The organism is Pseudomonas sp. S5D5, from assembly GCF_003013355.1.
GTDB classification, from domain to species: Bacteria; Pseudomonadota; Gammaproteobacteria; order Pseudomonadales; family Pseudomonadaceae; genus Aquipseudomonas; species Aquipseudomonas aylmerensis.
This window is the reverse complement of sequence record NZ_PTEO01000001.1, coordinates 4,910,516-4,922,861: the sequence shown is the minus strand read 5'-3', so window position 1 is coordinate 4,922,861 and position 12,346 is coordinate 4,910,516. Positions and strand designations below refer to the sequence as shown.

At 63.3% G+C, this 12,346-nt stretch carries 8 protein-coding genes; 6 read left to right on the top strand and 2 right to left on the bottom strand.

Annotated elements, in window-relative coordinates:
* Positions 1-170: 170 nt before the first annotated feature.
* Entirely contained in the window at positions 171-611 is a 441-nt protein-coding gene (locus C9990_RS22310; RefSeq protein ID WP_065901586.1) for a heme-binding protein, read from the top strand.
* 360 nt (positions 612-971) lie between these two features.
* Here C9990_RS22310 and C9990_RS22305 read toward each other — a convergent pair whose 3' ends face one another.
* Positions 972-1,430, bottom strand: coding sequence for a transposase (locus tag C9990_RS22305; RefSeq protein ID WP_106804700.1), 459 nt, complete (start codon positions 1,428-1,430; stop codon positions 972-974).
* A gap of 205 nt (positions 1,431-1,635) precedes the next feature.
* Positions 1,636-2,241 (bottom strand): TetR/AcrR family transcriptional regulator, encoded by a 606-nt coding sequence (locus C9990_RS22300; RefSeq protein WP_106804699.1) that lies wholly within the window; start codon positions 2,239-2,241, stop codon positions 1,636-1,638.
* Between the two features lie 240 nt (positions 2,242-2,481).
* Here C9990_RS22300 and C9990_RS22295 point away from each other — a divergent pair, with 240 nt between their 5' ends.
* The 5 genes from C9990_RS22295 (at position 2,482) to C9990_RS22275 (ending at position 12,254) form a co-directional block, all read left to right on the top strand.
* Positions 2,482-3,606 (top strand): efflux RND transporter periplasmic adaptor subunit, encoded by a 1,125-nt coding sequence (locus C9990_RS22295; protein ID WP_106804698.1) that lies wholly within the window; start codon positions 2,482-2,484, stop codon positions 3,604-3,606.
* A 13-nt stretch (positions 3,607-3,619) separates the two neighbouring features.
* Entirely contained in the window at positions 3,620-6,691 is a 3,072-nt protein-coding gene (locus tag C9990_RS22290; protein ID WP_106804697.1) for an efflux RND transporter permease subunit, read from the top strand.
* Complete coding sequence (locus tag C9990_RS22285) at positions 6,688-9,813, top strand: efflux RND transporter permease subunit (RefSeq protein WP_106804696.1); 3,126 nt, start codon at positions 6,688-6,690, stop codon at positions 9,811-9,813. The genes C9990_RS22290 and C9990_RS22285 overlap by 4 nt, the downstream gene beginning before the upstream one ends.
* Positions 9,810-11,216 (top strand): efflux transporter outer membrane subunit, encoded by a 1,407-nt coding sequence (locus tag C9990_RS22280; RefSeq protein WP_065901575.1) that lies wholly within the window; start codon positions 9,810-9,812, stop codon positions 11,214-11,216. The genes C9990_RS22285 and C9990_RS22280 overlap by 4 nt, the downstream gene beginning before the upstream one ends.
* A 132-nt stretch (positions 11,217-11,348) precedes the next feature.
* Positions 11,349-12,254 carry a DUF808 domain-containing protein gene (locus C9990_RS22275; protein ID WP_106804695.1) on the top strand — a complete coding sequence of 302 codons (906 nt, stop codon included), beginning with the start codon at positions 11,349-11,351 and terminating at the stop codon, positions 12,252-12,254.
* Positions 12,255-12,346: the final 92 nt, after the last annotated feature.

Below are 12,346 nucleotides of genomic sequence, written 5' to 3'. Positions count from 1 at the left end.
TTTTGTTCGCGGCCCTTTGCGTTCGTCGGAAGGCATTTTTTCGACGTATGGAGTGTTTGTGCGAAATTATTGTATACAAAATTAATTGTCATTGTGTTCTATTTGTTTGATCGAGCATCTGATCAGACAGACCTCCACCGCTTTCCCAATAACAAAAGAAGGACGGCACCATGAGCGCTTTAACCTTGAAAATCGCCACCCAGCTCGCCAGTCAGGCCCTCAACGCAGGGCGCACGCTGTCGACGGCGCCGCTGACCATCGCGGTCCTCGACAGCGGCGGCCACTTGATCACCCTGCAACGCGAAGACGGCGCCAGCCTGCTGCGCCCGCAGATCGCCATCGGCAAGGCCTGGGGCGCGATTGCGCTGGGCAAGGGCTCGCGCTTGTTGGCACTGGACGCGCAGCAGCGCCCGGCGTTTATCGCGGCATTGAACAGCCTGGGGCAGGGCAGCGTGGTCCCGGCACCGGGCGGGGTATTGATTCGAGATCGAGAAGGGGTGGTACTGGGGGCGATCGGGATCAGTGGCGACACATCGGACATCGACGAGCAATGCGCGATCACCGCAATCGAGGGCGTGGGGTTGTTGGCGGATGCGGGGGTGCCCGCGTGAGTTGAAGTGACGGTGCGGGCCTCTTCGCGAGCAAGCCCGCTCCCACATTTTAAATGCATTCCAAGTGTGGGAGCGGGCTTGCTCGCGAAGGCGGCAACGCGGTCTCGGCACTAAACCCGGATCACCTCCCACAACGGATCACCCCAATCCCCCCAACAACCCGGCTCCCACATTCGGAATGCAGTCCAAATGTGGGAGCGGGCTTGCTCGCGAAAGCGGCGACGCGGTCTCGGCACTAAACCCGGATCACCTCCCACAAAGGATCACCCCAATCCCCCCAACAACCCGGCTCCCACATTTTGAATGCATTCCAAGTGTGGGAGCGGGCTTGCTCGCGAAAGCGGCGACGCGGTCTCGGCACTAAACCCAGATCGCATCCCACAGCGGATAGTCGCCGATTCGTTCTACCAAGTTGGCCCGCAATGGATTAGCCACCACATACCGGGCCATTTTCACCAGGTCGTCTTCCTTTCGTAGCGCACGATCATGAAAGCTGGTTTGCCAAAGCCTGCCTTTGCGACCGCTGGCGCCGTTAACGGTGCGGGTGCTTTTGGATTTCACCTGGCACATCAGGTCTCCCAAGGAGCCTTTTTGCAGTTCGATCAGCCAGTGGAAATGGTCTGGCATCACCACCCATGCCAGGGAGTTGGCCAGCCCTTGGTATTGGGCGAGCCGGAATTGCCCGACCACCAGGCGGCCGAGGTGGAAGTCGCGAAATATCGGCAGGCGTTCGTGGGTGTTGGTGGTGATCAGGTAGACACGGTTCGGTTCGCTGAACCGCCCGATACGCAGGCGGTGTGAAGTGGCTAAATCAGGCATTCCTTGGCCTCTCTTCAAGTGGTGTCCTGAGAGGCTAGATCTCGCCGATCAATGCTGGGCGCCAGGCTTTTGGCAGGATGTGTCTGGAAGGCCGCTTTCGCGAGCAAGCCCGCTCCCACTGGGGGTGGAGGGATTCGAACATTTTGTGTTCAACACCGCAGAAATGCAGGCGCTGGCTTGCCTGCGATGCAAACACCATCCTCCATCAGTCCGGCTCACACCCCTTGAGCACCAACCGGATGATCGTCTGCGCCGCCGCCTCATAGTCCGCCTCATCCAATTTGGCCTTTCCGGTCACCGCCGAGATCTGCCAATCGAAATCCGCATAGGTCTGCGTCGCTGCCCAGATGCTGAACATCAGGTGGTTGGGGTCAATGGCGGCGATCAGGCCGCGATCTACCCAGTTCTGGATGCGGTCGATGTTGTGCTTGGCCTGGGCGTTGAGCTGTTCAACCTGGTCGGCACTGAGGTGTGGCGCGCCGTGCATGATTTCGCTGGCGAACACCTTGGAAGCGAAGGGCAGGTCGCGGGAAATGCGGATTTTCGAGCGGATGTAGTTGCTCAGTACCACCGACGGCTCACCCTCGGGGTTGAACGGCGTGGACGCTGCCAGGATCGGCTCGATAATGCTTTCGAGCACCTCGCGATAGAGGTTGTCCTTGGACTTGAAGTAGTAATAGACATTGGGCTTGGGCAGCCCGGCCTTGGCGGCGATGTCGCTGGTTTTGGTCGCGGCGAAGCCCTTGTCGGCAAACTCCTCGCTGGCCGCCCGCAGGATCTTTTCTTTGTTGCGCTCGCGAATGGTGCTCATAAACCAGGGTTTTCCTTGCCAGGACAGGCGGTTGCGCATGGTAGCACCGGCCTTGCGCAGCGCTCAAGAATCCTACTCCAGGCCTTGCAGGCCGGGGGCTTGCGCCAGATTGTCTGTCTTGATGCTGAACGCATTCAAGGTTGTACAGGCATAGGCCGGGCGCGCTGCTAGAGTTCAGGTCAGCCACCGACTCATTGCAGCGGTCGGTCTATCCTGATTTCGGCGTTCGAGAGAGAAACCGTGGAGAAAAGCAAACGACGCACGTTCGCCTGGCTGGCGGGCGTCGTCCTGGTGGTACTGGCGATTGTCCTGGGTCTCCATTTCTTCACCGCGCAGCACAAGGGCAAGCCTGCAGCCACAGGTGAACCGGTGGCCGTGGTGCCCGTCGCCTTGCAGGATGTGCCGGTGTACATCGACGCCCTCGGCACCGTGACCCCGACACGCAGCGTCACGGTGGTCAGCCAGGTCGACGGCATCCTCAGCAGCGTCGAATTCAAGGAAGGCCAGCACGTCAGCAAAGGCCAGGTCATTGCCCGCATCGACGACCGTGCGCTCAAGGCGCAATTGGCGGTGGCCAAGGGCACGCTGGCGCATGACCAGGCCGTGTTGAGCAATGCCCAGCGCGACCTGGCCCGCTATCGCGACCTGGTCAAGGCCGGCTCCACCAGCCAGCAAACCCTCGATACCCAGGCCGCCCTGGTGCAGGAGCAGCAGGGCACCGTCGCCGCCGACCAGGGCAATGTGCAAAACCTCGACGTGCAACTGAGCTACTGCACCATCACCTCGCCGGTCGATGGCGTGGTTGGCCTGCGCCTGGTCGACCCCGGCAACTACGTGACCACCACCAGCACCACCGGCATTGTGGTCATTACCCAGATGAACCCGGCCACGGTGGTGTTTGCCGTGCCCGAAGATGACCTGGGCAGCATCGACCAGGCCATGGCCCGTGGCAGCGTGACCGTGCTGGCCTACGACCGCAATAAAAAGACCCTGCTGGCCACCGGCAGCCTGCTGGCCCTGGATAACCAGGTCGACACCAGCACCGGCACGATCAAGGTCAAGGCGCAGTTCGACGACGCGGGTGATGCGCTGTTCCCCAACCAATTCGTCAACGCGCGTCTCAAGGCCGACACCTTGAGCCAGGTCGCCGTGGTGCCGACCCGGGCGATCCAGCACGGCAGCAAGGGGGATTTCGTGTTTGTGGTCAACGGCGACAAAGCCGCGCTGCGCAACGTCAAGACCGGGCCGTCGATGGGCGATGTCTCGGCGATCCTCGACACCGGCGTCAAGCCTGGCGAGCAGGTGGTCACCGAAGGTGCCGATAAACTTGACGACGGTTCGCCGGTAAAAGTCGTCGCCCAGTAAGGAGCTGCCGGTCATGAATGTCTCGCGGCCCTTTATCGAACGCCCGGTGGCAACCACGCTGATGATGGTGGCCGTGCTCTTGCTCGGGTTGCTCGGGTACCATTTGCTGTCGGTGTCGGCGTTGCCCGAGGTCGATTACCCGACCATCCAGGTCTTCACCCAATACCCCGGCGCCAGCCCGGATGTGGTCAGTTCCTCGATCACCGCGCCGCTGGAGCGCCAGCTCGGCGAGATGCCGGGGCTCAAGTCGATGAACTCCACCAGCTCCGACGGCGCCTCGGTGGTGACCCTGCAATTCGACTTGTCGTTGTCCCTGGATGTCGCCGAACAAGAAGTGCAGGCGGCGATCAACGCGGCCGGTACCTTCCTGCCGGCGAACCTGCCGTACCCGCCGGTCTACAGCAAGGTCAACCCGGCGGACGCGCCGGTGCTGACGCTGTCGCTGACCTCCGATGTGCTGCCGCTGACCAAGATCGAAGACCTGGCCGACACGCGCCTGGCGCAGAAGATCTCGCAGATCACCGGCGTCGGCCTGGTCACCATCAGCGGCGGCCAGCGCCCGGCGGTGCGGGTCGAGGCCAATACCTCGGCGCTGAACAGTCTCGGCCTGTCCCTGGATGACCTGCGCACCTCGCTGGGCACCGCCAACGTCAACCAGGCCAAGGGCAATATCGACGGCAAGTTCCAGGCGTATTCCATCGGCGCCAACGACCAACTGCAATCGGCCGAGGAGTACCGCGACCTGGTGATCGCCTACAAGAACGGCGCGCCGATTCGCCTGTCGCAGATCGCCAGTTCGACCCAGGGCGCCGAGAACCCGCGCCAGGCCGCCTGGACCAACAGCACGCCGTCGATTGTGTTGAATATCCAGCGCCAGCCTGGCGCCAACGTGATCCAGGTGGTCGACCGCGTGCAGCAATTGCTGCCCAAGCTGCGCGCCAGTTTGCCTGCCACATTGAAGGTCGATGTGCTCACCGACCGCACCCAGACCATCCGCGCGTCGGTCACCGATGTGCAGTACGAATTGGCCATGGCCATCGCGCTGGTGGTGATCGTGATTTTCATCTTCCTGCGCAACGTCGCGGCGACGATCATTCCGGCGGTGACCATCCCGTTGACGCTGGTGGGGACGCTGGCGGTGGCCTATGCCCTGGGCTTTTCCCTCAACAACCTGACGCTGATGGCGCTGACCATCGCCATCGGTTTCGTGGTGGATGACGCGATCGTGATGATCGAAAACATCACGCGCTACCTGGAGGCTGGTGACTCGCCGCTGGAGGCGGCCCTCAAGGGCTCGGCGCAGATCGGCTTCACGATCATCTCGCTGTCGATTGCGCTGATCGCGGTGATGATCCCGTTGCTGTTCATGGGCGATGTGGTCGGGCGGCTGTTCCGCGAATTCGCCATGACCGTGGCCGTGACTATCGTGATCTCCGCGCTGATTTCCCTGACGCTCACGCCGATGATGTGCGCGCGGATGCTCAAGCACCGGCAGCAGGAACACCGGGTGGATTTCTTCGACCGCATCAACACGCACTATGTGCGGGGCCTCGATTGGGTGCTGGCGCACCGCACGCTTACGTTGATCTCGGTGGTGCTCACCGCAGCCCTGACCCTGGTGACACTGGTGCTGATGCCCAAGGGCTTTTTCCCTGATCAGGACACCGGCCTGATCCAGGGGATTTCCCAGGCGGCGCCGACCATTTCGTTCCAGCAGATGCAGGTGGAGCAGCAGCGCCTGGCCGCGCGGATTCTCAAGGATCCGGCGGTGCAGAGCCTGTCGTCCTTCGTCGGCATCGACCAGACCAACCCGACCATCAACCAGGGCAACCTGCTGATCAACCTCAAGCCCCGAGGCGAGCGCGACAGCAGCACCGAAGTGATCCGCCGCCTCGCCGATGCCAACGCCGACGATGCCGGCATCCGCCTGTACCTGCACTCGGTGCAGGACCTGACGCTGGACGCCACGGTGTCCACCACCAGCTATCGCCTGGGCCTGCAAGCCACCGACCCGGATGAGCTGGAGCAGTGGACCAACAAGCTGCTCGCGGCGATCAAGCAGGACCCGATGTTCACCGACGTGCAAAGCCAGGCGATGCAGTTTGGCAACCAGATCCAGCTGACCTTCGACCGCGCCACCGCCTCGCGCCTGGGCATCACCCCGCAAGCCATCGACGATGTGCTGTATGACGCGTTTGGCCAGCGCCAGGTGTCGACGATCTACACCCAGCTCAACCAGTACCACGTGGTGATCGCCACCGATCATCCGCCGCGCAACCTGCCGGATCTGCTCACCGGCTTGTACGTGGACATTCCCGCCGGCGGCGTGGCGCCGCTGTCGAGCATGGCCACGATGCAGGTGGTGCGCACCCCGGTGACCATTAATCGCCTGGGGCAATTTCCCTATGCGGATGTATCGTTCAACCTCGCGCCGGGGCAAACCCTTGGCGCAGCGGTGACCCGGCTCAAGGACATCGAGGCCAAGGTCGGCCTGCCGCTGTCGGTGCAGGCCAACCTTGAGGGAGCGGCGGCGACGTTCGAGGCGTCGCTGTCCAACCAGGTGTTCCTGGTGGTGGCGGCGATTGTGGTGGTGTACCTGATGCTGGGGATTCTCTACGAGAGCTTCGTGCACCCGGTGACGATCCTTTCGACGTTGCTTTCGGCCGCCCTCGGCGCGTTGCTTGCGCTGCTGGTCACTGGCACGCAGTTCGACATCATCGGTTTGATCGGCATCGTGCTGTTGATCGGCATCGTCATGAAGAACGGCATCATGATGGTCGACTTCGCCCTGGCACTGCTGCGCGAGGGCGGGCTGACCCCGGTGGCGGCGATCCGGCAGGCGGCGGAGTTGCGGTTTCGGCCGATCCTGATGACCAGCATGGCCTCGCTGTTCGGCGCGGTGCCGCTGGCGCTGGGCACCGGTATCGGCTCGGAACTGCGCCATCCACTGGGCATCGCGATCATTGGCGGACTGATGCTCAGCCAGTTGCTGACGCTGTTTTCCACCCCGGTGATCTTCCTCGCCATGCACGGGCTGGAACAGCGCTTCAGCCGGCGCCCGGTTGAAGCGGACCCGGCGCAATGAACCTCAGCGCGCCGTTTGTCCATCGCCCCATCGCCACCACCCTGATGGCGGCGGGGCTGGCGCTGTTCGGCGCGCTGGCCTTTATGCTGTTGCCGGTGGCGCCGTTGCCGGAGGTGGATTTCCCCACCATCAGCGTCAGTGCCTCGTTGCCCGGCGCCGACCCCAATACCGTCGCCAGTTCGGTGGCCACGCCGCTGGAGCGCGAGTTCGGGCAGATCGCCGGTGTCACGCAAATGACCTCCGCCAGCAGCCTCGGCTCCACCCGCATCACCCTGCAGTTTGACCTCAACCGCGATATCGACGGCGCCGCGCGCGACGTGCAGGCAGCGATCAACGCGGCGCGCACCAACCTGCCGAGCGACCTGTCCGGCAACCCGACCTATCGCAAAGTCAACCCGGCCGACTCGCCGATCATGATCATCAGCCTGACCTCCGACAGCGCCACGCCGGGGCAGATGTACGACGTGGCCTCGACCCTGCTGGAGCAGAAACTGTTGCAGACCACCGGCGTCGGCGACGTGACGGTTGGCGGCGGTGCGCTGCCGGCGGTGCGCGTGGAGCTCAACCCGGATCGCCTCAACCGGTACGGCGTCAGCCTGGAGCAGGTGCGCCAGGTCATCAGCGCCTCGAATGCCAACCTGCCCAAGGGCAACGTGGCAATCGGTGACCGCTCCTACGGGATTGGCGCCAATGACATGCTGCTCAACACCGACGACTATGGCCCGTTGGTGGTCAAGGAACACAACGGCGACCTGATCCGCATCGCGGACCTCGGCTACGTGCGCGAAGATGTGCAGGACCTGCGCAACTTCGGCCTGTCCAACGGCAAGCCGGCGGTGTTGCTGGTGGTGTTCAAGCAACCCGGCGCGAATGTGATCGACACAGTGGACGCGGTAAAAGCCTCGCTGCCGTTTCTGCAAAGCTCGATCCCGGCGTCGATCAAGCTCAACCTGTTGATGGACCGCACCACCACCATCCGCGCCTCGCTGCATGATGTGGAAGTGACCCTGCTGGCGTCGATCCTGCTGGTGACGCTGGTGACGTTCGGGTTTTTCCGCGACTGGCGCAGCACGCTGGTGCCGGCGATCGTGGTGCCGCTGTCGTTGCTCGGCACCTTCGGCGCGATGTACTTCCTCGGCTACAGCCTGAATAACCTGTCGTTGATGGCGCTGACCATTTCCACCGGGTTTGTGGTGGACGATGCCATCGTGGTGGTGGAAAACATCATGCGCCACCTGGAGAAAGGCGAGAGCCGGGTCCAGGCTGCGCTGAATGGCGCCAAGGAGGTCGGCTTCACCGTGCTGACCATCAGCGTGTCGCTGGTCGCGGTGTTCATTCCGCTGCTGTTGATGGGCGGGATTGTCGGGCGGCTGTTCCGTGAGTTTTCGGTATCGCTGTCGGTGGCGATCGTCATCTCGATGCTGATCTCGCTGACGGTCACGCCGATGCTCGCCAGCGTGTTGCTGCGCGCGCCCAAGGAGGTGCACGAAGGCGATGAACACCCGGATTCGCGTTTTCACCGTTTCTATGACCGGACCCTGGGGTGGGTCATCGAGCATTCGATCCTGATGGGCCTGGTCACGGTGCTGGTGATCGTGCTGGCCGGGGTGCTGTATGTGCTGGTGCCCAAGGGCTTTTTTCCCCAGGAAGACACCGGCCGCCTGCAGGGCAGCATCCTGGCCAACCAGAGCATTTCCTACGGGGCGATGCAGAAGGACTTCACCGAGATCAACCGCAAGGTCATGACCAACCCCAATGTGGAAACCGCCGCCGGGTTTGTCGGTGGCGGCGGCGGTGGCGGTGGGGCGGTCAACAGTGCGCAGATGTTCGTGCTGCTCAAGCCACTGGGCGAGCGCAAGGACGACGCCACCCAGGTGATCGGGCAAATCCGCCACGCCCTCGGTGACTTGCCCGGCACCAAGCTGTTTCTGCAGTCGGCCCAGGACATCACCGTGGGCGGCCGCCAGAGCGGCGCGCAATATCAGTACACGCTTACCGCCGATGACCAGTCATCCCTGGACGAGTGGGTGCCGAAGGTGGTGGCTGTGTTGCGCAAGCTGCCGCAGTTGACCGACCTGAACACCGACCAGCAGGACAACAGCCTGCTGGCCAATGTCGGCATCAACCGCGACACGGCGGCGCGGCTCGGGGTGAGCATGTCGGCCGTCGACCAGACGCTGTACGACGCCTTTGGCCAGCGCCAGGTCTCGACCCTCTACCGCGCCGCCAACCAGTACCACGTGGTGATGGAAATCGCCCCCGAATACTGGACCGACCCGTCGGCGCTCAAGGGCATTTATGTGCCGGTGGGCAGCGCGGCGCTGGCCAGCAAAGGCAGCGTCGTCGCGCCCAACCTGGCGGCGCAGTCGACCTTGGTGCCACTGTCGGCGATTGCCGATGATTCGGTGGCGCGCACGGCGATTTCCATCAGTCACCAGGGCAGTTTTCCGGCGGTAACGGTCTCGTTCAACCTGGCGCCCGGCACGTCCATCGGCCAGGCCACCGCCTTGGTCGACGACGCGGTGAAGCAACTGCGCATGCCCGCCAGTGTGGTCGGGCAGTTCGCCGGCACCGCCCAGGTGTTCCAGTCGTCGGTGGCCAGCGAGCCGCTGCTGATCGTCGCGGCATTGCTCTCGGTGTATATCGTGCTGGGCATTCTGTATGAAAACCTGATGCACCCGCTGACGATTCTTTCCACCTTGCCTTCGGCGGGTGTCGGTGCCTTGATCGCGTTGCTGCTGACCGGCACCGAACTGTCGATCATCGCGCTGGTGGGCGTGATTTTGTTGATCGGCATCGTCAAGAAGAACGCGATCATGATGATCGACTTCGCGATCACTGAACGGCGCGAATTCGGGCTCACGGCCAAGGCGGCCATTCGCCGCGCGTGCCTGATCCGCTTCCGGCCGATCATGATGACCACCCTGGCGGCGATCCTCGGCGCGCTGCCGCTGGTGCTGGGCACCGGCTATGGCTCGGAACTGCGTCGGCCGCTGGGGATTTCGATTATTGGCGGGTTGCTGCTCAGCCAGGTGCTGACGCTGTACACCACTCCGGTGATTTACCTGTGGCTCGACCGGGCGTCCCAGCGCCTGGGACGGCATAAGGAAGCAAGCGCATGAAACTCACAGACAGCGTGCTGTTGTTAAGCCTGGTACTCGGTGGTTGCATGGTCGGGCCCGACTATCAAAAGCCTGCGATGCCGCTGCCGCAGACCTTCAAGGAGGGCGCGCAGTGGCAACGCGCGGCGTCCAATCCCCAGGGCGCGTTGGACAGCCAATGGTGGCTGGCGTACCAGGACCCGGTGTTGAATGACCTGGTGGCGCGCTCGGCCCAGGCCAACCAGTCGATCATTGCCGCTGAAGCCGCGTATCGGCTGGCCCAGGCGCAAGTGGCGTCGAGCCGCGCCGGGCTCTGGCCGACGGTGGGCGTGGGGTTGTCCGGCTCGCGCGGCGAGGGCGGTGACGGCACCACGTCCAGCAGCACCACGTCGACGGGCGTGAAAAACAGCGTCAGCGCGACGTTGACCGCCAGCTGGGAGCCGGACCTGTGGGGCGAGGTGCGTCGCGGCATCGAGTCAAGCCAGGCCGCCGCGCAGCAATCCGATGCGTTGCTGGCCGGGGTGCGCTTGTCCATCAGCTCCAGCGTGGCCAGTAACTACCTGGCGCTGCGCCAGATGGATATCGACGTGCGCCTGCTCCAGCAGCAACAGGCGATCAACCAGCAGCTGCTGGCCATGATCCAGGCCCAGTTCACCCAAGGCGTGGCGACCAACGATCAGTTGCTGGTGGCTCAGGACCAACTGACCACCTCGATTGCCGACCTGCAGACTTCCCAGCGCGACCGCGAGCAATATGAACACGCATTGGCGGTGCTGGTGGGCATGGCGCCGAGTGAATTCAGCGTGGCGCCACGCAATGACTTCAGCTTTGTCGTGCCGCGCCCACCGCTGACCCTGCCGTCGACCTTGCTGCAACGGCGCCCGGATGTGGTAGCGGCCGAGCGCTCGGCGGCGGCGGCCAATGCGAAAATCGGCGTGGCTGAGGCAGCGTTTTTCCCGACACTGGATTTGACCGCCCAGCTGGGTTATCGCGGCAGTGCCTTGGGCGGGTTGTTCTCCTTGCCCAACCGCATCTGGACCCTGGGGCCGGCGCTGGCAGAGACGATCTTCGACGGCGGCGCCCGTGAGGCCGCGGTCAAACAGGCCGAGGCCAGCTACGACCAGATCGCCGCAAACTACCGTGGCACGGTGCTCAGCGCCTTGCAGAACGTCGAGGACAACCTGTCGGCGATCAATCACCTGCAAACCCAGGCCGATGCCTTCCAGCAGGTCTACCAGCGCAACCAGCAACTGTTCGGCAGCCAGGAGGCGCAATTGCGTGCGGGCACGGTCAGTCGCGAGACGGTGTTGACCCAGCAACTGGTGTTGCTGCAAGCCGAACAGAACCTGCGTGACACCCAAGGGCAGCTCAGCCAGGGCAGTGTGGCGTTGATCCAGAGCCTGGGCGGTGGTTGGCAGCCCTGATGCCCCGTTCATCACGCAGGCGGGGAGACCGCCATCGCCGACAAGCAGCTCCAACCCGGTGAGCAAGATCAACAGCAGATCGGCAGTGATCCGCGTTATATTCGCGGCATTCTCACGGCAGGAAGTCCCCCAATGGCAGGAAGCAGTTTGCTGGTACTGATCGACGACATCGCTGCGGTGCTCGACGATGTGGCGTTGATGACCAAGATGGCCGCCAAGAAAACCGCCGGGGTCCTCGGTGATGACCTGGCACTCAACGCCCAGCAGGTGTCTGGAGTACGCGCCGAACGGGAGATCCCGGTGGTGTGGGCGGTGGCCAAGGGCTCGTTTCTCAACAAGCTGATTTTGGTGCCGGCGGCGCTGTTGATCAGTGCGTTTGCGCCTTGGGCGGTCACGCCGCTGTTGATGCTGGGCGGGGCTTACCTGTGTTTCGAAGGGTTTGAAAAGCTCGCGCACACCTTCCTGCACAAACGCACCGAAGAGCAGGCGCATCTGGTCGAGGCCGTGGCCGACCCGGCAACCGACCTGGTGGCCTTCGAAAAGGACAAGATCAAAGGCGCGATCCGCACCGATTTCATCCTCTCGGCGGAAATCATCGCCATCACCCTCGGCACCGTGGCCGCTGCACCGTTGATGCAGCAGGTGGTCGTGCTGTCGGGCATTGCCATCGTCATGACCATTGGCGTGTATGGCCTGGTGGCCGGCATCGTCAAGCTCGATGACCTGGGCCTGTGGCTCACCCAGAAGCCCGGCCAGATGGCGCGCAGCATCGGCGGCGCGATCTTGCGTGCGGCGCCGTACATGATGAAAAGCCTGTCGGTGATTGGTACGGCGGCGATGTTCATGGTCGGCGGCGGCATCCTGACCCATGGCGTGCCGGTGGTGCATCACTGGATCGAGACGGTCAGCCAAAGTACCGCGGGCTTGGCGTGGTTGATGCCGACCTTGCTGAATGCGGTGGCGGGGATCATTGCGGGGGCGGTGGTGTTGGCCGTGGTGTCGGTGCTTGGCAAGGTATGGCGAGCGACGAAAAGCTGATTCACGGCTGTTCAAGCTTAATCCTACTGTTCCAGGCGGCAGGTGTGCCTCCTGGTCACAGTGTCAGCTGAGTCAGCAAAATCAGCGCAATA

Coding starts and splice junctions, on each gene's coding strand:
- C9990_RS22305 (WP_106804700.1), bottom strand. CDS start 1,430: ATGCCTGATTTAGCCACTTCACACCGCCTGCGTATCGGGCGGTTCAGC.
- C9990_RS22275 (WP_106804695.1), top strand. CDS start 11,349: ATGGCAGGAAGCAGTTTGCTGGTACTGATCGACGACATCGCTGCGGTG.
- C9990_RS22310 (WP_065901586.1), top strand. CDS start 171: ATGAGCGCTTTAACCTTGAAAATCGCCACCCAGCTCGCCAGTCAGGCC.
- C9990_RS22280 (WP_065901575.1), top strand. CDS start 9,810: ATGAAACTCACAGACAGCGTGCTGTTGTTAAGCCTGGTACTCGGTGGT.
- C9990_RS22285 (WP_106804696.1), top strand. CDS start 6,688: ATGAACCTCAGCGCGCCGTTTGTCCATCGCCCCATCGCCACCACCCTG.
- C9990_RS22300 (WP_106804699.1), bottom strand. CDS start 2,241: ATGAGCACCATTCGCGAGCGCAACAAAGAAAAGATCCTGCGGGCGGCC.
- C9990_RS22290 (WP_106804697.1), top strand. CDS start 3,620: ATGAATGTCTCGCGGCCCTTTATCGAACGCCCGGTGGCAACCACGCTG.